Genomic DNA, 20,787 nt, shown 5'->3' on the forward strand with positions numbered 1-20,787 from the left:
TCCATAGCCCGTGCCGCGAGCCGACGGGTCTGGGTCCGTCCGGGACCCTGGGTCCGTCCGGGACCGATCGAGTTCGGCTGAGAGGGAACCTTCAACTGCCCACGAAGCGCCGGGTCGCCTGTCGTTCGGATCAGGTCGCAGGGAGGCGAGGGTGCCCCGTCAGCGCCGGTGAGCGGGGCCTGAGGCCGTGCAAAGGACATACCTCAGATATCACGAGTTTAGCGAGTTGCAGTTCACAACTCAGCAGGTTGGCTTTCTGTACCCTCTCCTCTAAGTTGACGGCACCATCGTCAAAAGGGAGCCGTCATGACCATCGCCGTCATCGTCGACGCCGTCCGTACCCCCCTTGCGAAGGGCAAGCCGGGCGGCGCGTACTCCGAGATACATCCGGTCGGCCTTCACGCCCATGTGCTGCGGGCATTGATGGACCGAACCGGCGTCGACCCGGCGCTGGTGGACGATGTCATCAGCGGCGCCGTCGGCCAGATAGGGGAGCAGTCGGGCAACACCGCCCGCTGGGCTCTGCTGGCCGCCGGGTTCCCGGAGTCGGTGCCCGGTGTGACGGTGGACCGCCAGTGCGGCAGCAGCCAACAGGCCCTTCACTTCGCGGCCCAGGGCGTCATCGCGGGGGCGTACGACGTCGTGATCGCCTCCGGCGTGGAGTCGATGAGCCGGGTCCCGATCGGCTCCCAGTTCGCCGGAAAGGACTTCGCCGGTCCCCAGGTGCACGCGCGCTACGACGGCGGTCTGGTGCCGCAGGGGATCAGCGCCGAGCTCATCGCCCACCGCTGGGGGCTTTCGCGCCTGCAGCTCGACGAGTTCGCCGCCGAATCGCATCAGCGCGCCGCGACGGCTTGGAAGGACGGCCGGTTCGACAGCCAGGTCAGTTACGTCAACAACCTGCGCACGGACGAGACGATCCGGCCCAGGTCCACCGTCGAGTCTCTGTCCGCCCTGCGGCCGGCGTTTCGGAACGAGCACTGGGAGCAGCGGTTCCCGCAGCTGGACTGGCAGGTCACCGCGGGCAACAGCTCTCCCGTCAACGACGGCGCAGCCGCCCTCCTGGTCACCAGCGAGGAGGCGGCCGCCCGGCTCGGCCTCAGGCCGCGCGCCCGGGTCCACTCCTTCGCCGTCGTCGGCGACGACCCGATCCTCATGCTCACCGGGATCATCCCGGCGACGAAGAAGGTTCTGGCCCGCGCCGGGCTGAGCATCGAGGACATCGACGCCTTCGAAGTCAACGAGGCCTTCTCGTCGGTGGTCCTGGCCTGGCAGAAGGACACCGGCGCCGACCTGTCGAAGGTGAACATGCACGGCGGGGCCATCGCCATCGGCCATCCCATGGGCAGCTCTGGCGCCCGTCTGACGACCTCGCTCCTGAACGTGCTGGAGCAGCGTGAAGGCCGGTACGGACTGCAGGTCATGTGCGAGGCGGGCGGCCTGGCCAACGCCACGATCATCGAGCGCATCTGATACGGCGTCACCAAGTGCCCGGGGATCACCCGGTGCAGGCGGCCGGCCCCTCCCCCACGGATGTCGACAGCCCTGTACCTCGACGGGCAGGCGCGCCGTCTCATGACACCGCCTCGTCAAGGCATGACGTCCTTCCCCTGAACCCTCCACACCCCTGCGCCGGCCCTGCGGACGGCAGCGTTGGCAGCACCGTGAAAGGACGACGCACATGCGCATCGGCGTTCCCCGGGAAGTCGCGGGGGGAGAGACCCGCGTGGCTCTCACCCCCAACGAAGTACGCGCCTTCGCCGACCAAGGCCACGAGGTCGTGGTCGAACACAGTGCCGGTGAACGGGCCGGCCACCCCGACAGCGAGTACGGTGCGGCCGGCGCCCGCCCGGCTACCAGATCCGCAGCCTTCGCAGCCGATGTCGTACTGCAAGTACACCTGTCCGGATCCGGCGGAGCGGTAGGGAGCTCCGATACCTCCGACCTGTCCCTGTTGCGCCCCGGTACGGCCGTCATCGGCCTCGCCAACCCGCTCAGTCATCCCCACGGTGTCCGCCGTCTCGCCGATCGCGGCGTGAGCGCGTTCTCTCTGGACCTGCTGCCGCGCATCACCCGGGCGCAGGCCATGGACGTGCTCTCCTCGCAGTCGTCGGTCGCCGGATATCGCGCCGTACTGATCGCGGCCGCCCGGCTCAACAAGCTGCTGCCCATGATGACGACGGCCGCCGGAACCATTCCTCCGGCGCGAGTCCTGGTCCTGGGGGCCGGCGTGGCCGGGCTGCAAGCGATCGCGACGGCCCGCCGGCTTGGCGCCATCGTCCATGCCTACGACATCCGGGCAGCGGCGAAAGAGCAAGTGGAAAGCGTTGGGGGCATCTTCGTCGACGTACCGCTCGACATCTCCTCCACCGAAGCGGCCGGGGGCTACGCCCAGGCGCAGAAGGAGGAGGTCCAGGCCCGCCAACGGGACCTGATCACTACCGCGGTGGCCGCCAGCGACATCGTGATCGCCACAGCCCAGGTGCCGGGAAGACCCGCGCCGCTCCTTGTCACCGAAGACATGGTCCGGGAGATGCGTCCCGGCTCCGTCGTCGTCGACGCCGCAGCCGCCCAGGGCGGTAACTGCGCACTGTCCGTCCCCGACCAGACCATCGACGTGGCCGGGGTGGCCGTGATCGCACCGACGAATCTCCCCGCGGGCGCGGCAGCAGACGCCAGCCGCCTCTACGCCCGCAACATCGCCAACTTCACCCGCCACCTCGTCGCCGACGGCCGCCTGCGGCTGGACGCCGACGACCCGATCATCCAGGACACCCTCCTCAGCCGGGACGGCGAGGTCGTCCACCCGCGGGTGCGCGAGCTGCTCCTGGCCCCTGCGGAAGGACTGTAACCATGTCAGCCAGCATCGAAGCAGGACTGTACGTCCTACTGCTCGGATCCGTCGTCGGCCTGGAAGTCATCCGCCGGGTGCCGGCACTCCTGCACACCCCGCTGATGTCCCTCACCAATGCCATCGCCGGTATCTCTCTGGTGGGCAGCCTGCTGCTCGCCGGCTCCGACCGTGGTCCCCTCACGACCACGCTCGGCGCCGTCGCCGTGGCCGCCTCCAGCATCAACGTCATCGGCGGCTTCATGATCACCAACCGGATGCTGCGCATGTTCCGTCCCAGCGGCGGCCAGAGCGAAAGGCGAAGCCCTGATGCGTGACGATGCCATCCCTCTGCTCTACCTCGCCGCCGGTGCCCTGTTCATCGTGGGGCTGCGGGGCATCACCCATCCCCGAACGGCCCGTCGTGGCCTGCTCGCTGCCGCTCTCGGCATGGCGGCGGCGGTCGTCGGCACGCTCCTGCAGAAGGACCTCGTCGACTACCGGTGGATCCTCGTCGCCGTTGTCGTCGGCTCCCTCATCGGCGGCGCCATGGCCAAGTACATGCCGATGACGGCCATGCCCGAACGCATCGCTCTCTCCCACGCGTTCGGGGCCCTGGCCGCCGGCCTGGTCGGCACCGCCGAGTACTACGAGCGCACCGAGTCCCTCGGCGTCTTCATCGCCGCAGCGCTGATGTTCGAAGTCCTCCTCGGCTTCATCACCTTCACCGGGAGCCTCATGGCCTTCGGCAAGCTCAAGGGGATCCTGCCCGGGCGACCCACCGTCTTCAGCGGTCAGCAGGTCGTCAACCTGTTGCTGTTCACAGCGGCTGCCATCGCGGCCGTCTGGCTGGTGGTCTCCCCGTCGACGAAGGCGCTCTTCCCCGTGCTGATCACCCTGGCGGCGCTGTTCGGGATCCTCCTCGTCGTGCCCATCGGCGGCGCCGACATGCCGACCGTCATCTCGCTGCTCAACTCCTACGCGGGACTGTCCGGTGCCGCCATGGGCTTCGTCCTGGACAACAAGGCGCTGATCGTCGCCGGCTCTCTCGACGGAACCTCCGGATTCATGCTCTCGATCATCATGAGCCGCGCCATGAATCGGTCGTTCCGCAATGTGCTCTTCGGCGCCTTCGGGCACGTCGACTCCGCCGCCGCGAAGGGCGCGGGCGCGGCCGAGGAACGACCGGTCCGCAGCGCGTCTCTGGACGAGGCCGCGATGCTGCTCGAGGCGGCGCGGGACGTCATCGTCGTGCCCGGTTACGGCCTCGCGGTCTCCCAGGCCCAGCACCGCATCAGGGAGGTCGGCGAGATCCTGGAGCGCAGCGGCGCCCGTGTCCGCTACGCCATCCACCCGGTCGCGGGCCGCATGCCAGGACACATGAACGTGCTGCTGGCCGAAGCCGACGTACCGTACGACCGCATCCTCGACATGGACGAGATCAACAGCGACTTCGCACAAGCCGATGTCGCGCTGGTCGTGGGGGCCAATGACGTCACCAACCCTGCTGCACGCACCCAGGCGGACAGCCCCATCTACGGCATGCCGGTCCTGGACGTGGCGGCCGCCCGGACGGTCATGGTCGTCAAGCGGGGCATGAACGCGGGCTTCGCCGGCGTCGACAACGAGCTCTACTACCTGGAGAAGACGCTCATGCTCTTCGGTGACGCCAAGGACGTCGCGACCGGCCTTGTCCGCGAACTCGAGGAAGCCTCCCGGAGCCAGAGGCTCTGAAGGACCGCTTCACCGCCGCGTGCCGGCGCAACGAGACGTCACTGCGTCGTGTGAGAGGCGACCATCTTCCTCCGAATTCAGTCAATCTACTTGCAGGGTTTCATAAACAGACTCCAACCACTTGCCCGGACGGCGTCATCTTGGAGGAACCCATGCCCTTCGCGTCCGCAGTGGAGCAGCCTCGCTCGCCAAGATCGCACGCCGCTCGCTCGCGAGGTAGCAGACCGATAACCGAACACGCGGCCTGACACTCGGGCGGGCACGGGTTGTACAGCACTCCGAACGACTTCCTGCGCCTGCAGCGGGCCCTGCTCGCCGGCGGTTCCCTGGACGGCTCGGCCGTGCTCCGAAAGGACACCGTGGATGAGATGTTCAGCAATCAGATCGGTGATCTCGTCTTCCCGGCGCACATCCCGACGGCAGACCCGCTAGTGGCGAGTTCGTGGAACGGTCCGAGCGGAATGAAGTGGGGCTGCGGCCTTCTGCTGACCACCGACCAGGAGCCGGACTTCCGGGCTCCTGGCAGCGGACCGGTGTGTGGTCGATGCCGCGCGATGCACAGAAGCGGAGCGAAGGTGTGTGTCCGCACCCGCACTCATGTGGACGCGCTGCTGCCGCTGTGGCTCCCCGGACGGCCTGCACCGCGGGCGGCCGCGGCCGCGTCGAGGTGCTGGAGGAACCACTCCCGCGCCGGCACGCTCGTTTCCTCGAAGTGCTCGGTGTACGTGTCGAAATGGCCACCCTGGTGGACCACGAGCCTCTTCGGTTCGCGCGCGGTGTTGAACGCGTCGAACTGAATCTCAGGGAAGGTGCAGCGGTCCTCGGCCGCGACGATCATCAACAAGGGCTTTGGGCCGATGTGCGGCACCCAGCCCGCCGGCTCGAACGTGATCATGTGTTCGACCGAACGCAGCGTGACTTCGTTCTTCCAGGTGGGATACCACTCGTAGCCCGATTCGATGTAGCGCGGGCTGACGCGCGGTGGCAGTGCACACAACTCGTCGTCAGACGTGGTGAACACCTGGATCAGCTCGGGTTCCTTGCCCGCGAGGCGGGCGGTCCGGTCGGCGTCGAACCGCCGGCGCAGCTCCGCCAGCCGCACATCGTCGAACAGCCCTACGGAGTTGCGCGCTCCGGAGACGTTGGGCATCTGGGCGACGACGCAGCGCACCCGAGGGTCGGTCGCGGCGAGCACCATCGCCAGTCCGCCGGCGAAACTCGACCCCCACACTCCCACCCCTGTGGGGGCGAGTGGCCGCAGAGCCAGGAAGCGGGAGATGGCGTCGCGCCAGTCCGCGAGTTGCACCGCCGGATCGACTTCCAGACGTGGTGTTCCACTGGAGGTGCCGAACCCGCGGTGATCGTACACCAGGACGTCGAATCCGCCTTCGGCGAAGTAGGCAGCATAATGATCAATCTGTTCCTTGACCCCGGAGAACCCGTGGGCCATCACGATTCCCGGGCGCCGGCTGTCCGCCAGGGCGTCGATCTGGGCGCCGTCAGGCACGTGCAGGAAGCCACACAGTTCGGTGCCGTCCTCGGTGACGAAGCTGATGTCCTTGCGCATGGGCTGTGTTCCTCTCGTGAGGATCGGCAGCCAGCCGCCGATCCGGTGCAGCGTCGTGGGCGGTGCGGCGTGCGGTTCAACGCCCGGTGAAGACGGGTGCTCGTTTGGCGAGGAAGGCCGCGGTTCCCTCGGCCCCGTCGGCACTGCGAGCGGCCCTGCCCTGGGCGGTCGCTTCGAGATCGAGCGCGGCCTCGAACGTCGCCCCCTCGGCGACGCGTTCGACGATCGCGAGCGAGTCGCCGAACGCTCGCGTGGGGCCGTGCGCCAGCTGCCCGGCCAGTTCCCGTGCCGCCGTTTGCAGGTCGGCGTCGTTCACCGACCGAGCAACCAGTCCGACCGTCGCCGCCTCGCGTCCGCTGAGCATGCGTCCGGTCAGCAGCAACTCCTTGGCGACCTGGGGACCGAGGCGCGTGGTGAGGTGCCAGTGGAATCCACAGTCGGCGACCGCGCCCAGTTTGCCGAAGGGAGAGCCGAAACTGGCGGAGTCCGCCGCGAGGACCAGATCACAGGCGAGGGCGAGTCCGGCTCCGGCTCCCAGGCAGTGCCCCTGGACGGCCGCGACGGTCGGCACCGGCGCGTCGTGCAGGTGCTTCACGACCCGGTTGAACTCGCGCAGACTCGCCTCGATGTCCTCGTCGGGCTCGAACGACCTGAGGTCCCTGCCCACGCTGAACGACGTGCCCTCGGCCCGGAGCAGCACCGCGCGGGCCTGCTCGGACATGGCCCGGTGGAGCAACTCCTCGACCCGGAGCATGTCTTCCGTGCGTAGTGCGTTCAACCGCTCGGGACGGCTGAGGACGATCTCGGCCGCCCCGTCGGGTTCATGCTGGTACGCGACGGACATCGGCGTTCCTCCACGAGACGACCTTGAGCTGGCAGACCATGACGAGCTCGTCCTTCTGGTTGAGCATCCGCCAGTCGAAGGCGACGAGGCCGGTGCGGTCGTCACGTGGGGTGAGCTCCGCGACCTCGATCTCGCAGTGCACCGTGTCACCGATGAAGGTGGGGCGGGGGTAGCGAATCCGGTCGGACCCGTAGTTCGCCATGATCGCCTCGGCGTCCGGCGGCACCCCCAGTCCGCCGCAGAACGCGACCAGCATCAGCCCCGGGACGAGACGCTGCCCGAACACCGACCGCTCGGCGAACTCCTTGTCGGAGTGCATGACGAACCAGTCACCGGTGAGCGCGCACCAGTTCACGACATCGGTCTCGGTCACGGTGCGCGCGCGGGTGATCTCCTGGTCGCCGACGCCCAGGTCGTCGAAATAGCTGTCGACCAGACGCTTTACGCCGATTCGTACGGTCACAGGCTCGCCTCCTCCTTCTCGTTGAGCACGCTGATCGCAGCCTGCTTCACCTCGCCGCGGGCGATCTTGCCCAGCGCCGTCGTCGGCAACGACGGCAGCACGACCACGTGTTTCGGACTCTTGTAGCTACCGAGTCGGGAGCGCACGTGGTCGCGTAGCACCTGCTCGACGTCCTCGGGCTCGGCGGGTCGCGCGTGCAGCTGGACCACAGCGCACACCGCCTCGCCCCAGACCGGATCCGGTACCCCCACCACCGAGGCGACCGCCACCGCGGCATGCGTCAACAGGGCTTCCTCCACCTCCCTGGCCAGCACCGTTTCCCCGCCGCTCTTGATGCGTCCGCCGAGCCGCTCGACGTAGTAGACGTATCCATCGGGGTCGCGGTAGCCGAGATCGCCGCTGTGCAGCCAGCCGCCCTGCCACAGGCGCTCAGTGGCCTCGGGCTGGTTGTGGTAGCCGCTGATGAGCATGTCTCCTCGATAGACCAGCTCGCCCACCTCGCCCTCGGCGACATCGGTGTCGTTTTCGTCCACGATGCGCATCTCCACCCCGGGCTGCACTCTCCCGCAGGAGGAGAGGATGTGTTCCGCAGCGGGATCGGTGAAGCCTCGCTGATGGTCGCGCCGAGTCAGCGACAAACATGCTCCGCCCTCGGTGGAGCCGCCGATCTGCGACAGGTCGCACCGGAACAGCTGGGCGAACTCCTTGAGGTGTTCGACGGGGATCGGACTCGAGCCGTAGCAGATGTGCCGGAGCGAGGACAGGTCGTAGTGCGGAGCGTCAGGGGCACTCATGTGGCTCACGAGCATCCGCATGATCGTGGGAACGAGCACGAAGCAGGTGACCCGCTCCGTCTCGATCGCGCGGCAGATCGCCTCGGGTGACGGCTCGGCAAGCACCAGCGGCCTTGCGGCGTAGGCGGCGTGCGCCAGGGAGAACTCGCCCGCCTTGTGGAAGCGCGGCAGAACCAGCATGAACACGTCATCGACCTGTGTTTCGGTCGTGACAAGCAACGTGACCGCCCCGGCGAGCTGGTCCCGGCTCGCCACCAGAGCGCCACGCGGCGCCCCGGTCGTACCGGAGGTGTAGACCAACGTGTACGGCAGGTCGGCGTCACCGTGTGCGGGTACCGGCTCGGCGGAGGCTTCGGCGAGCATCTGCTCATAGGTCACGACGGAGGCGTCGGCGGGCGGCTCGCCGACATCGTCGCCGGACCGGTCACCGTCCGGGGCACCGATCCAGGCCAGCTCCGCGCCCGTGCGACGGGCCAGCTCGCGGGCCTGCGCGGCGAACGCCGGGGTCGCGAACAACACCTGTGCACCGCTGTCGAGCATCTGCCGGGTCATGTCGTCCACGTGGTGGCGCACGTTCAGGCCGGTATAGACAAGCCGGGCCCGCGAGGTCGCGAAGGACAGCTCCACCGATTCCAGGCAGTTGGCCGCCAGTAGCGCGACCCGGTCCTGCACGGACAGCTGGAGTCGATCGACAAGAACATGGCACAACCGATTCACGCGCTCGTCGAGCTCACTCCAGCTCACCCGGCGCTCACCGTCGACGACCGCGAGGCCGCCGGGCAGGCGACCAGCGTTGATTCGGGGAAGGTCACCAATGACCGTCTGGTTCATTGCACCTCACTCGCCCTTGCTGAGAAGTTGCTTACTAACCGATAGGTAAGTTAAGGTCCTTCCGCGTCTGGGTCAATGATGAATCCGTAGAAGGTGAAACCGTCATGGCAAAAGATCTGGTCGCCGTCGTCGGCGTCGGAGTGATGGGTGTCGGCATCGCCCGGATGTGCCTCGAGGCCGGGTACCGGGTGGCGCTCGCCGATCGCTCCCCAACGGTGCTCGACGACGCCCTCGGCTCGCTGTCGCGACTCGACCCGCACTACCCGAGTCTGATCGCGGCGGCCCCCCTTGTCGAGGCCGTGGATCAAGCCGCCCTGGTCATCGACGCCACGCCCCAGCTGGTCGACGCGAAAGCGGACCTGCTGCGTCAGATCGGTGAAATCGCCGACGCCGACACCCTGATCGGCACCGTCAGTGTGGCCACACCGTTGCAGGTGCTCGACCCCGGCGGCGCCCTGACCGCACGGCTGATCGGCCTGCATTTCATGAACCCACCGCACCGACTGCGCCTGTGCGAGGTGGTGGTGCGCGACGGCGTCGATCGCCACGCGCTGGACCGGGCGACGACGTTCCTGGCCGACCTCTCGGTCACCGCCATCGAGGTCGCCGACACGCCGGCGTTCGTCCTCAACCGCATCTTCGTGCCGTTCCTGCTGGACGCCGTCCGCGTCCTCGAGCGCGGTCAGGCGAGCGCGGCCGACATCGACCTCGCGTTCACCAAGGGCTGTGGGCACCCGATGGGGCCGCTGCGCATCCTCGACCTGCTCGGGATCGAGGTCTCCCTGCGCAGCGCGATCGAGCTGCACGAGGCCTACCCGGACGACCCTCGCTTCGAGCCTCCGCAGCTGCTCCGGCGCATGGCGGAACGAGGTGAACGGTTCCATCCGGCCCCCAAGGGCCGCGGCCGTGCGCGACGGAGAGCAGACGACCAGCTCGATTGGTGAGCGGGCGCCTCAGGCCACGCTGCGGCGCAGGCCGCTCATCGCGAATCGCACGGCGGTTTCGATGACCTCCGACGCCGGCCGCGGGTGGTCGGGCCGGTACCACTCGACCAGCGAGTTCGCCAGTCCCATGGACATTCGGGTGAGCAACATCGGGTCACTGTGCTCAGGAAGCTCACCGGCGGCGACGGCCTCTTCGAGGATGTCCGCGGCAGCACGGTCGAAGGCGCGACGTCGCTTGATCACGTCACGTTCGAGGTCGGTGTTCCCGTTCAGTCGCAGCAGCACCGCCACCTCGGCGAGGTGGCTCATGCCGATCTCGAGCGTGCGACGCAGCACGTACTCGAACCGCTGCAGGGGCGTGGCCTGGCCCGGCAGCGCCGGGGATTCGGTGAGCACCCCCTCCAACGAGCCCAGGGCCCGGTCGACACCGTAGGCGAGGATCGCTTCCTTGCCGGCGTGGTGGTAGTAGATCGCCGCCTTGGTGACGTTCAGCGCCGCTGCCACCTGGTCGAGGCTGGTCGCGTTGTACCCGTGGTGGAGGAACAGGTCGAATGCGGCCCGCGCCACGGCCTCGGCGTCGTAGGAGCCCTTCGCGCGTTCGAGGCGCTTACTCGTCATGGTCACAATCCTACGCTAACCAGGAGGGCCTGACGGTTGCGGATCGACGGAGGCAGAGTTAACTTACTAACCGGATGGTAAGGAGCCAGTTATGACGGTGCACACACAAGCGGACTTCGATCGTGTGATCGCGGATGACGAGCAGATCGAACCTGGCGACTGGATGCCGGAGGGTTACCGGGCGAGCGTGGCGCGACAGGTCGCCCAGCACGCGCACTCCGAGATCATCGGCATGCAGCCGGAGGGGCAGTGGATCGGGCGGGCACCGAGCCTGCGACGCAAAGCCATCCTGCTCGCCAAGGTGCAGGACGAGGCCGGCCACGGCTTGTACCTGTACGGGGCGGCCGAGACCCTGGGACAGACCCGCGACGAGGCCCTGGATTTGCTGCACGCCGGTCGGCAGAGGTACGCGGTGTCGTTCGACTTCGGCATGACGACCTGGGCCGACGTCGCGGCGATGGGCTGGCTGGGGGACGGGGCGGCGATCATCAACCAGATCCCGCTCTCCCGCTGCTCCTACGGCCCCTACGCCCGAGCGATGACACGGGTGTGCAAGGAGGAGAACTTCCATCAGCGCCAGGGGTTCGAGGCGATGTGCGCGCTGGCCTTCGGCACTCCCGCGCAGCGCAGGATGGCGCAGAACGCACTCAACGCGTACTGGATGCCGTCACTCATCCTGTTCGGACCGCCCGACGGGCAATCGCCGCGCTCGGCGGACTCGATGCGCTGGAAGATCAAGAAATTCAGCAACGACGAGTTGCGTCAACGCTTCGTGGACGCGACCGCCCCGCAGGCGGAATACCTCGGCCTGCGGATCCCCGATGACAACCTGAAACTCCGTCCGGACGGCCACTACCAGTTCACTCCGCCGAATATGGACGACTTCGCCGAACTGCTGCGCGGCAACGGCCCGTACGCGCGCGAGCGCCGCGCGCGGCGGCTGAAGGCCCATCAGGACGGAACCTGGGTACGCGAGGCGTTGGCCGCCCACGCACGACGTCAGGCGGGCCCGGCGGCTCAGCCCGAGTGCCCGGAGGCCACGGAGCCCGTGGCGGTGTCGCGATGACCGAGACCGCAGCGACGGCCGGGACCGGCGGCGACGCCGGCAGCGATGCGGTGAGCGAGCAGTTGTGGGAGGTGTTCGTCCGCAGCGCGAGGGGCCTGTCCCACGTCCATGTCGGGAGTCTGCGCGCGGCCGACGCACGACTGGCGATGCTCAGCGCCCGCGATCTCTACACCCGCCGGCAAGAAGGTGTGAGCTTGTGGGTCGTGCGGTCGTCCGACCTCCACTGCAGCGATCCCGCCGACAAGGAAGCCTACTTCGAGCCGGCGGCCGGCAAGCCGTACCGGCACCCCGGCTACTACACGATCCCGGAGGGGGTGACCCAGATATGATCGCGCCGATCGTCACGCGGTACGGCGGCACCGCGGCGCCCGGTCCGCAAGCGCTGCCCGCGTTCGCGGAGTACCTGCTGCGTCTGGGTGATGACGCCTTGATCCTCGGTCAGCGGCTGAGCGAGTGGTACGCGCTGGCGCCCCGGCTGGAGGACGACATCGCGCTGTTGAACATCGCGCTGGACTATGTCGGGCACGCGCGGGTGCTGCTGGCTCTCGCCGGCGAGGTCGAGGGCGCCGGGCGGGACGAGGACGACCTTGCATTCCTGCGCGTGCAGGAGGAGTTCGTCAACAGCCAGCTCGCCGAGCTGCCCAACGGTGACTTCGGGCAGACGATCGCGCGTCTGGCCCTGGTCTCGGTGTGGCACGTCGTCCTGTACGACGCCTGCCGGGAGAGCTCGGACCCGGGCCTTTCCTCGTTCGCGGCCAAGGCGGCGGTCGAGTGCCGCTTCCATGTGGAATACGTCTTCTCCTGGCTGGAGCGGCTCGCGCACGGCACCGATGAGAGCGCCAGGCGTCTCCAGGCCGGGATCGATGTGGTCTGGCCGTTCGCCGGGGAGCTGTTCGTCCCCGACGCGCTGGTCGACGGGCTGTGCGACAGCGGGCACGCCCCCGACCCACGCACGCTCGAACAGCAGTGGCGCAGCGTGCTCGAACCGCGGCTGGCCTCGCTCGGACTGACGACTCCGCACACGTGGATGCGCGCGACGTCCGGCCGCGACGGACTGCACCTGGAGCCGTTCACTCCGATGCTGGCCGAGATGCAGCACCTCCACCGGGCCTATCCAGGAGCGTCATGGTGATCACCTCGATGCGGGCCCGCGAGCTGGCCCACGCCGTTCCCGACCCCGAGCTGCCCATGGTCGGCATCGGGGAGCTGGGTATCGTGCGTGACGTCGTCGTCGACGTCGATCGGGTCACGGTCGTCATCACGCCGACATATATCGGCTGCCCGGCCATCGAGACGATCGAGCACGACATCACGGTCGCGTTGCGCGATGGCGGGGCCACGGACGTCCGCGTACAGCGTCGGCTCTCACCGCCCTGGTCCACAGACTGGATCACCGCCGTTGCACGAGAGAAGCTGCGGCGGTTCGGTATCGCTCCCCCGGTGCCCGCTCCGGCCGACCGGGTCCTGATCTCACTGGCCGACCTGTCCGCGAGCCTGCACGGCATCGGCCCGGAGTGCCCGCATTGCGGCTCGTCCCGAACCGAGCAGGTCAGCGCGTTCGGTTCGACGGCTTGCAAGGAACACTGGCGGTGTCAGGCTTGCCATGAGCCGTTCGACGCCATCAAGCCGCTGCCCGCCGGCGACCGGCCCAGCATTGCGGGGTACCGATGACATCGATCACCAGCCCGCAGCCACCGGTGCGGCAACTCGGCACCGGCGGGTTCGCGCCCCTGCGCATCGCCGAGATCGAGGCACTGACCGGGGATTCGGTGGCCCTCACACTCGGCGGCACCGAGGAGTACGGCACGACGTTCGACTTCCGCGCAGGTCAGCACCTGACCCTGCGGAGGGAGTTCGACGGCCGGGACGTCCGCCGCAGCTACTCGCTCTGCGTCCCACCCGGAGCGGGTGCGCTACGGATCGCGGTGCGGCGCATCGACGGCGGCGTCATGTCCACCTGGCTGACGCAGGAGGCCGAGATCGGCGACGAGATCGAGGTCTCCGCTCCGACGGGCGACTTCGGCCGTGGCATCGCCGAGGCCACCGGCCGTCACGTCGGACTGATCGGCGCCGGCAGTGGGGTCACCCCGCTGGTGTCCCTCGCCGCAGCCCATCTGAACGCCGGCCCGGACAACACCGCGCTGATGGTGCTCGGCAACCGCAGCAGCGCCAGCGTGATGCTCGCCGAGGACCTCTACGACCTCAAGAACCGCTACGCCGCCCGGATGCAGTTGGTGCACGTGTTCAGCCGCGAGCAGCAGGTGGCCGACGAGCTCAACGGGCACCTCGACCCCGCCCGCATCACCCGGTTGCTGCAGCTGTTCGGCACTCCCGCCGCGGTCGCCGACTGGTACCTGTGCGGCCCCCTGCCCGTCGTGGACAACGCCCGCACCGCGTTGACCGATCTCGGCGTCAGCCAGGCTGCGGTGCACAGCGAGCTGTTCCACGCGGGAGCGGTGGCCCGGCCCGCGGAGGTCGCCGGGTCCGTGGCGGAGAGCACGATTGTCGCGACGCTCAACGGGCGCCGCACCACCGTGTCCATGACGGCGGACAACCCATCGATCCTGGACGCCCTGCTCGGCGTGCGCAGCGACGCGCCGTTCGCCTGCAGGAGCGGGGTATGCGGCACCTGCCGAGCACGGTGCGTCAGCGGCGAGGCGGTCATGCGCACCAACTTCGCGCTGGGGGAACCGGAAGTGGAGGCCGGCGTGATCCTCACCTGCCAGGCGCTGCCCGCGAGTTCCGCCGTTGAGCTCGAGTACCTGTCATGACGAGGGGCGAACAAACCGGGCCGCCGCGGTCGCCCCCGAGAAGCGAAGGCGTTGTGCTCATCTCGGCCGACGTCAACACCATCTCCCCCGACTGGCGGGTCTCTGCCCGGCAACTGCTGCCTCAACGACACCACGGCTGTCTCTGTTCATGAGTCGCACCAAGGCTGAGTCGCCCGATCTGACCCTGCTGGCGCACATCGCGGCCTTGGGTGTCAGCGGCCTGTCGCTCCCGAGCACGGGTCGCGGACCGGTCGAGGTCGCCAAAAGCCCCTTCTCGAGCGGCTCGACGTCAACGGCGATGTTGTCGCCGTCGGTCACCCGTTCGGGACGACCGCCGTGCGCGTCAAACGATGCCGATCAACTCACCGCGGTACCCCGCTTCGATACATCATTGGAGAACGCATGGATATCACCTACGACGTCCTCGTCGTCGACGGGCTCCCCATCGCAGGCCGTCCGACGCCGGACGGGCACGCCCCCAAGTGGTCGCCCTCGTCGGTCACTCTGATCAGCTCGGGCGGCAAGTCCGTGCTCGTGGACGGCCTGCTCACCGCCGAGGACGGCCGACGGATGGTCGAGTGGATCGACGGCCACGACACCGAACTGGAGGCGGTGTACGTCACCCACGGGCACGGCGACCACTTCTTCGGGCTTGAGCCGGTCCTGCAGCGCTACCCCCGGGCACGGGTGATCGCTCGGCCCGAGGTTGCCGCCGCCATACCCGGCCAGATCAGTGGCCCGATGTTCACGGAGGTCTGGGAACCGTTGTTCGGTGACAAGCTGGCCGGTACCTTCCCCAGCGCCGAGCCGTGCGGCGACGCCTACGACCTCAACGGTCACACGGTTGAGTTCGTGTCCGCCGGGCACAGCGACTGCCCGGACACCACTTTCGTCCACGTGCCCGACCTCGATCTCGTCGTCGCCGGGGACATCGTCTACAACAACGTCACCCCGTACGTGGTGTACACGAACGCCGAGAAGCGTCGTCAGTGGCGCGCGTGCCTCGACCTCGTCGCGGAGCGCAACCCAGCGCACGTGGTCGCCGGTCACACCGACCCCGACTCCCCCCACGACCCGCGGCACATCGAGCTGACCCGGCAGTTCCTCCTGGACGTCGACGACGTCCTCGCACGCGGGGAGCAGAGCCTCCCCAACTACGAGGAGATGGTGCGGCGCCACCCGGACCGCATCAACCGCGGTGCGCTGTGGGCAGGTATCGCAACTCAGACGAAAACGCGCGACAAAGCGGCGCAGGCGTCCTGACTGCTCCAGCGAGTTCGATTCCGGCGACATACGAGGGAGCGGCGATGTTGTTCGCGGTCTGGTGTACGGCAGGTGAACGTGCTGAGGAGATCAGGGCGAAGTGGCGGAGACAGCATTTCCGCTACATCGTCAGCCAGAGGTCGGTCATCCGGACCGGAGGCGCCCTTTTCGCCGAGGACGGTCACACGATCAGGGGCATGTTGCAGGTCCTCGACCTGCCGGACCGCGAGGCTGCGTACCAGTGGGTGCTCGATGATCCGTTCGGCAGGGAAGGAATGTGGGCCACCATTTCGGTCGAGGCGTTCCATCCCCGCATCCCGGAGCCCGAACCAGGATTCCTGGAAGCACAGGTGATGCGGTAGAAAAGATCGTCCGGGCGATCGGCGATGGCGACACGCATGTCCGAGGATGAGGAGCGTGGCCGGGCCCACACCTGCGAGGACCCGGCCACGCCGACCCGCCGCAGCGGCCGACTTGAGCGTGCGGGTTCGGCCCAGCCGACCCTGTCTTCGGCGCTACGGCCGCACTCGCACCACCCGGATCCACACTGTGGTGCATCACACCGCACCGACCCGGGCTCACGGGTGCTCCCGGTGGAACCTGCGTGACCTGCGCGTTCCCATTCTTTGACGCCTCTGGCTTCTGCTGGCCAAGCCAGATACGCCCACGATCTGGCTACCAATGGTGAAGTCAGCCTAGGCAGGGCGCACGAGGTGGCTGGAGACGAGCACGGAGAACTGCACGGTCCGGCGGACACTGGACCTGGTCGGCGAGAAGTGGTCGCTGGTGCTGCTGCAGGACGCCATGAACGGTGTCCGGCGTTTCGACGACTTCCGGCGGCACATCGGGCTGTCCGAGGCCGTCCTGGCGCACAGGCTGCGCAAACTGGTCACGGCCGGGGTCCTGGAGACCGTCGCCTACCGTGAACCAGGCAGCCGCACCCGGCACGAGTACCGGCTCACACGCAAGGGCTGGGATCTGTGGCCCGCGATGATCGCCCTCAAGCAGGGGGGCGATCACTGCACGGCGGACCCTCAGGGACCGCCCTTGGACACTCACCATGCGGAGTGCGGCGAACCTCTCCGAGCGGTGGTCGTCTGCGGAGAGGATCACGGGCCGTTGACGCCTCCGGAGACCGGTACCCGCCCTGGCCCCTCGGCGCAGCCCCTCGGCGCAGCCCCTCGGCTGAGGCCGATGTCTGAGCACGGTTTCCTCAAGGAGCGCCGTGGTGGTGTCCCGGCAGGCGGTCCGTTTCCTGTTCGGTGACATCCGGGGTGGAGCGCGCAGGGGACACGTACGGACCGCCGCACGGCCGCGGAGCCGGCGGCGGCCCTCCCCACACGGACGTGCGGTGGGCGGAGTATTTACAGGTGGGTGTAGTCGACCGCTGCGGGCTCTGCGTACTCGTCGAGTTCGGGCAGGTTGACGACGACGGGATCGACACCGGAGCGGACCACGGCCCAGACCGTCTCGAACTCCGGGGAGGCGTTGATCTCCTGGTGGATGACGTGTGCGGGGATGAACACGAAGTCTCCCGGGCCGGCCTCGGCGACTTTCTCCAGCTTGTCGCCCCACCGGTAGCGGGCGGTGCCGCTGATGACGTAGAGGACGGTCTCCTGGTCGCCGTGGTGGTGGGCGCCGGTGGCCGCGCCGGGCCGAACGGTGCTGCGGAACGCGGAGAGGTGGGCCGCGCCGGGGTTGCGCCCGTCGAAGGCGACCTCTCGGATCAGGCCGGGGGTCTGGGGTGTGTTGCCGTCGAGCTGATCGTGGTGCACGACCCGGATCTGCGGGTCGGAGTGGGTGTCGCCCATGAGGATTCGTTCTCCGGTGTCAGGAGGTGCGGTTGGTTCGGGCCAGCGGCCAGGATTCTCCACCGATGACGAAGAGGAGGAGCCAGACGATGGCCAGGTCCATGAAGCCGAGCGCGTTGCCCGCGATGCCGGGCGCGAGAGCCGGTTCATGGAGGACGTGGGGGGCGAGGACGCGGTAGTACAGGGTGAACGTGACGACCGCGAGGGCCAGGGTGACGAGCACACGCACGGTGCGGTTCTTCGCCGGGGTGAGGTGCTGGGGCATGCTTCCCGCGCAGTTGGCCCAGAAGATCATCCAGAAGACCCAGCAGACGCCGAGTTGGGCGGGGAAGAGGCTCAGTGCGTCCGCGCCGAGGGCGGACCGTGCGTCGGCGCCCAGCAGGAGCCGGGTGACACCCGACAGGGCGAAGAACAGGCAGGTGCCCAGGAGGACGTTGCCCAGCGCCGTGAACAGGAACCATCGGCCCCTGCCCCGCACCGTGTTCCAGGGCTCGTTGTCGGTGAGGTTGCTGGTGGCGATGACGGAGACCACGATCGAGTAGAAGAGACCGACGACCTCGTTCGCGCTCAGCGGCGCATCCTTGACGCCGCTCCAACTGGCCAGCACCGGCAGGGCGAAGGCGACGTAGAGGAGGATGCTCGCCACCGTCGAGACGGCGATCTCGGCGATGCCCGCCCAGGGTTGGCCGAGGCCGAGGGTCTTCCACGGGCGGTGCTCGAAGACGGTCGCGGCGGGCACGTTCGTCACGAAGACGAAGAGGACGAAGACGGCGCCGGTGAAGTAGCCGGCCCCGCCCGTCCGTTCGGGTGCGAAGCTCGGGTCGACGTTGCTCCAGGCCAGAGCGAGCAGGGCCGTAATGCCGATGCCGGATCCGGTGGTGACGGCGGCCAAGGCGAGGCCTCGCGCGGGCTGGGCGAGCCGGTCGAAGCCTTTCAGTTCCAGGTTGAAGGCAAGACAGACGATGGCGAACAGGGTCCAGAAGATCGCCGCGTTGGCCGGGTTGCCGTAGACGTCCAGGACCGCCCAACGGGGGTCGATCAAGAGCCACCAGGTGGCGAGCGAGAGCGCTGCAACGATGAGCAGGGTCGCACCCGCCCGTCGTGCCTGGCCCGCGGGCGGGATGACGGTGTCTGGTGGGGCTTCTGGTGCCGCCACGGTGGCTACGGCGCTCGCCGTGTGGGGTGAGTCGTGCATGGGTCCTCCCCGCGTCGTTGCTGGGTGAGGACATGTTCAGGTCCACACGACCACGGGATCTGTATGTCACCACACAGTCTTCGTCGTGCTTCCTGTACGCCGGGACAGGTCAGGGGTTGCGGGTGATGTCGTCGATGGCGAGGGCCGCGCGCAGCGTGGTCAGGTCGGTGACGCTGGTCAGTGAGACGCCCAGGAGGGACTCGAGGCGTTTGACGCGCAGGCCGACGGTGTTGGGGTGGATGAACAAGGCCTCGGCGGTGGCGTTCGTGTTGAGGTCGTGGTCGAGGTAGACGCGCAGGGTGGCGACGAGGTCGGTGCCCCGGCGGCGGTCGTAGTCCCGCAGGGGGCCGATCCAGCGCTGGGCGAGCACTCCCATGCGCTGGGGCTCCACGTCCGCGAGCAGCATGCCGACCATGCCGGCCGACGTCACGGTGAGGACGTCCTCGTCAGGGGCGTACCGAAGGAGCCGGAGCAGTCCGTGGGCCTGACGGAACGCCCCGGGCAGCTGGTCCGGCGCGGGGCACGTCTCGCTGATCGCGACGCGCACGCCCCCCTCCACGGACTGGGAGGCGACGGTGCGGATGTGCCGGGCGAATTCCTCCGCGTCGGCCGGGTCCGCCACCGGCGCGACGATCACGATCGCACCGTCACGCAGGGCGAGCAGCGGCTTGGGGCGCGGCCGGGACAGCACGAGCGACTGCACCAGGCGCAGCAGCTGCGCGGTGACCGTCTCGCCGGGCTGTTCGGGGCGGACGGCCAGGACACGTTGCGGCAGGCGCAGGTCGCTGCCGAGGCGGTCGCCGCGGGCGATGGCGGCGGCCGGGTCGGTGAGCGTGCCGCTCGCCAGCTCGGAGACGAGGTCTCCCTTCAGCTGCCACTGTGCGTCGACGACGGCGCGGCGGCGCAGCATCTCCAGGCCGAGCACCACCGCCGCCTGCTCGATCGCGCGCAGCCGCAGGTCGTCGCCCTCGCTCTCGCCGGCCAGCCAGAGCACGCCGAGTGTCTCCTCCCCGACCCGTACCGGCCCGGCCAGCAGCCCGGGGAATTCCGGGGCGGCCGTCACCGGGGTGGCGTGGGCGACCAGGTCGAGCAGTGAGCGGCCGCCCTGCTGCTGGGGCCAGGACAGCCAGTCCGGCGGCCGGACCGACACCCCGGCGCGGGGCACGGTGGCCAGGACCTGCCCGGAGACGTCCTGCACGGCCACCGCCCGGTCCGTGGTCTCGGCCAGGGCGGCGGCGATGTCGGTGAGGCCGCCACCGCGCCGGGCGACGCCGATGAACCGGTCGTGGATGGCGGCGTGCTGGCGCAGTAGTTCGTTCAGGGAGCTGAGCTCGCGGACGCGGAGGCGGTCACGTTCCAGCTGAGCGCTGGTCTCCAGGGCGATGCCGGCGTGGCTGGCGAGGACCTGCAGCAGCTCCCGTCCCCCCGGTCCCAGGCGGCGCGGATCACCGCCGTAGACGTTCATCGTGCCAACGGTCTCGCCCTGGTTGCGCAGCGGCACCGCGGCCATGGAGTGGTGTCCGTGCTCCTGGGCTGCCTTGGCCCAGGGGCCGTACGAGGGGTCCCGGGCGATGTTCTCGATGATCACCGGCGCCCCCTCGACGAAGGCCCGACGGGAAGGGCTGGCCACGAACGTTCCCTCGGGCGCCAGCAGCAGCGGGGACTCCTCGTTCACCAGTCGCAGGTAGCTGTCACTCAGTCCCCATGAGCCTTCGATCCGCAGGGCCACGCGGTCGTCGTCGACGAGCAGCACGGCCGCGCTCTCGTAGCCGAGCAGGTCGCAGGCCGTGCGGGCGATCTGCTGGAGCAGGCCGGGCAGATCACGCTGCTGGTTCACCGCGATGGCCAGCTCGTCGATGGCACTCATCCAGCGCAGAAGATCCGGGCGCGCGGAGGCCGGAGAAATCATTGGTACCTCCTCGTACGGCACCCCACGAGCACCGAGGGCTGTGCACAAGGCCATGTTAACGGCGAATCACTGTGAGATGACACATGTTACAACGGGACCAGACGGAACCACGATGGCGTTCACCACCCCCTGGGCGAGAGGAATCCA

General features: G+C 68.7%; 20 protein-coding genes and 1 pseudogene. 13 read left to right on the plus strand and 8 right to left on the minus strand.

Features of this window, described 5'->3' with window-relative positions; all coding sequences use genetic code 11:
* The first annotated feature begins 306 nt into the window (after positions 1–306).
* The 4 genes from ACIBAF_RS35690 to ACIBAF_RS35705 all read left to right on the plus strand — a co-directional run bounded on the left by ACIBAF_RS35690 (position 307) and on the right by ACIBAF_RS35705 (position 4,564).
* The gene (locus ACIBAF_RS35690) at positions 307–1,473 is read left to right on the plus strand and encodes a thiolase family protein (RefSeq protein WP_399468495.1); all 1,167 of its coding nucleotides are present in this window, start codon (positions 307–309) and stop codon (positions 1,471–1,473) included.
* 208 nt (positions 1,474–1,681) lie between these two features.
* On the plus strand, positions 1,682–2,851 hold the full coding sequence (locus tag ACIBAF_RS35695) for an NAD(P) transhydrogenase subunit alpha (RefSeq protein WP_399468497.1): 1,170 nt from the start codon (positions 1,682–1,684) through the stop codon (positions 2,849–2,851).
* 2 nt (positions 2,852–2,853) lie between these two features.
* Positions 2,854–3,168 (plus strand): NAD(P) transhydrogenase subunit alpha, encoded by a 315-nt coding sequence (locus tag ACIBAF_RS35700; protein WP_399468499.1) that lies wholly within the window; start codon positions 2,854–2,856, stop codon positions 3,166–3,168.
* Positions 3,161–4,564 (plus strand): NAD(P)(+) transhydrogenase (Re/Si-specific) subunit beta, encoded by a 1,404-nt coding sequence (locus ACIBAF_RS35705; RefSeq protein ID WP_399468501.1) that lies wholly within the window; start codon positions 3,161–3,163, stop codon positions 4,562–4,564. The genes ACIBAF_RS35700 and ACIBAF_RS35705 overlap by 8 nt, the downstream gene beginning before the upstream one ends.
* Positions 4,565–5,159: 595 nt before the next feature.
* On the opposite strand, the gene ACIBAF_RS35710 is transcribed toward ACIBAF_RS35705, so the two are convergent.
* The 4 genes from ACIBAF_RS35710 to ACIBAF_RS35725 form a co-directional block, all read right to left on the minus strand.
* The gene (locus ACIBAF_RS35710; RefSeq protein WP_399468504.1) at positions 5,160–6,131 is read right to left on the minus strand and encodes an alpha/beta hydrolase; all 972 of its coding nucleotides are present in this window, start codon (positions 6,129–6,131) and stop codon (positions 5,160–5,162) included.
* Between the two features lie 76 nt (positions 6,132–6,207).
* Positions 6,208–6,975, minus strand: coding sequence for an enoyl-CoA hydratase-related protein (locus ACIBAF_RS35715; RefSeq protein WP_399468506.1), 768 nt, complete (start codon positions 6,973–6,975; stop codon positions 6,208–6,210).
* Entirely contained in the window at positions 6,953–7,438 is a 486-nt protein-coding gene (locus tag ACIBAF_RS35720) for a MaoC family dehydratase (protein ID WP_399468508.1), read from the minus strand. Before ACIBAF_RS35720 ends, ACIBAF_RS35715 begins: the two co-directional genes overlap by 23 nt.
* Entirely contained in the window at positions 7,435–9,063 is a 1,629-nt protein-coding gene (locus tag ACIBAF_RS35725; RefSeq protein ID WP_399468510.1) for an AMP-binding protein, read from the minus strand. The genes ACIBAF_RS35720 and ACIBAF_RS35725 overlap by 4 nt, the downstream gene beginning before the upstream one ends.
* A gap of 104 nt (positions 9,064–9,167) precedes the next feature.
* Here ACIBAF_RS35725 and ACIBAF_RS35730 point away from each other — a divergent pair, with 104 nt between their 5' ends.
* Complete coding sequence (locus tag ACIBAF_RS35730; protein WP_399468512.1) at positions 9,168–10,007, plus strand: 3-hydroxyacyl-CoA dehydrogenase family protein; 840 nt, start codon at positions 9,168–9,170, stop codon at positions 10,005–10,007.
* Between the two features lie 9 nt (positions 10,008–10,016).
* Here the strand turns inward: ACIBAF_RS35730 and ACIBAF_RS35735 are convergent, their stop codons facing one another.
* Complete coding sequence (locus tag ACIBAF_RS35735) at positions 10,017–10,625, minus strand: TetR/AcrR family transcriptional regulator (RefSeq protein WP_399468514.1); 609 nt, start codon at positions 10,623–10,625, stop codon at positions 10,017–10,019.
* 91 nt (positions 10,626–10,716) lie between these two features.
* Here ACIBAF_RS35735 and paaA point away from each other — a divergent pair, with 91 nt between their 5' ends.
* The 8 genes and pseudogenes from paaA to ACIBAF_RS35775 form a co-directional block, all read left to right on the plus strand.
* A complete protein-coding gene (gene paaA / locus ACIBAF_RS35740) occupies positions 10,717–11,691 on the plus strand; it encodes a 1,2-phenylacetyl-CoA epoxidase subunit PaaA (RefSeq protein ID WP_399468516.1) in 975 nt (324 codons plus the stop codon).
* Entirely contained in the window at positions 11,688–12,020 is a 333-nt protein-coding gene (gene paaB, locus ACIBAF_RS35745) for a 1,2-phenylacetyl-CoA epoxidase subunit PaaB (protein ID WP_399468518.1), read from the plus strand. Before paaA ends, paaB begins: the two co-directional genes overlap by 4 nt.
* Entirely contained in the window at positions 12,017–12,823 is an 807-nt protein-coding gene (paaC, locus tag ACIBAF_RS35750; RefSeq protein WP_399468520.1) for a 1,2-phenylacetyl-CoA epoxidase subunit PaaC, read from the plus strand. Before paaB ends, paaC begins: the two co-directional genes overlap by 4 nt.
* The gene (gene paaD / locus ACIBAF_RS35755) at positions 12,817–13,362 is read left to right on the plus strand and encodes a 1,2-phenylacetyl-CoA epoxidase subunit PaaD (RefSeq protein WP_399468523.1); all 546 of its coding nucleotides are present in this window, start codon (positions 12,817–12,819) and stop codon (positions 13,360–13,362) included. The genes paaC and paaD overlap by 7 nt, the downstream gene beginning before the upstream one ends.
* Positions 13,359–14,462: a 2Fe-2S iron-sulfur cluster-binding protein gene (locus tag ACIBAF_RS35760; protein ID WP_399468525.1), complete on the plus strand. Its 1,104-nt coding sequence runs from the start codon at positions 13,359–13,361 to the stop codon at positions 14,460–14,462. The genes paaD and ACIBAF_RS35760 overlap by 4 nt, the downstream gene beginning before the upstream one ends.
* Before the next feature lie 402 nt (positions 14,463–14,864).
* Positions 14,865–15,725, plus strand: a complete 861-nt coding sequence (locus tag ACIBAF_RS35765) for an MBL fold metallo-hydrolase (protein ID WP_399468527.1) — start codon at positions 14,865–14,867, stop codon at positions 15,723–15,725.
* A 44-nt stretch (positions 15,726–15,769) separates the two neighbouring features.
* A complete protein-coding gene (locus ACIBAF_RS35770) occupies positions 15,770–16,087 on the plus strand; it encodes a YciI family protein (RefSeq protein WP_399468529.1) in 318 nt (105 codons plus the stop codon).
* 355 nt (positions 16,088–16,442) lie between these two features.
* Positions 16,443–16,892: pseudogene (locus ACIBAF_RS35775) on the plus strand (winged helix-turn-helix transcriptional regulator); the annotation flags it as partial.
* A gap of 197 nt (positions 16,893–17,089) precedes the next feature.
* Here the strand turns inward: ACIBAF_RS35775 and ACIBAF_RS35780 are convergent.
* The 3 genes from ACIBAF_RS35780 to ACIBAF_RS35790 all read right to left on the minus strand — a co-directional run bounded on the left by ACIBAF_RS35780 (position 17,090) and on the right by ACIBAF_RS35790 (position 20,640).
* The gene (locus ACIBAF_RS35780; RefSeq protein ID WP_399468531.1) at positions 17,090–17,536 is read right to left on the minus strand and encodes a cupin domain-containing protein; all 447 of its coding nucleotides are present in this window, start codon (positions 17,534–17,536) and stop codon (positions 17,090–17,092) included.
* Positions 17,537–17,555: 19 nt separating this feature from the next.
* Entirely contained in the window at positions 17,556–18,731 is a 1,176-nt protein-coding gene (locus ACIBAF_RS35785; RefSeq protein ID WP_399468533.1) for a hypothetical protein, read from the minus strand.
* Between the two features lie 109 nt (positions 18,732–18,840).
* Positions 18,841–20,640: a helix-turn-helix domain-containing protein gene (locus ACIBAF_RS35790; RefSeq protein WP_399468535.1), complete on the minus strand. Its 1,800-nt coding sequence runs from the start codon at positions 20,638–20,640 to the stop codon at positions 18,841–18,843.
* Positions 20,641–20,787: the final 147 nt, after the last annotated feature.

It is taken from the genome of Streptomyces sp. NPDC051677, from assembly GCF_044453465.1.
Lineage (GTDB): Bacteria > Actinomycetota > Actinomycetes > Streptomycetales > Streptomycetaceae > Streptomyces.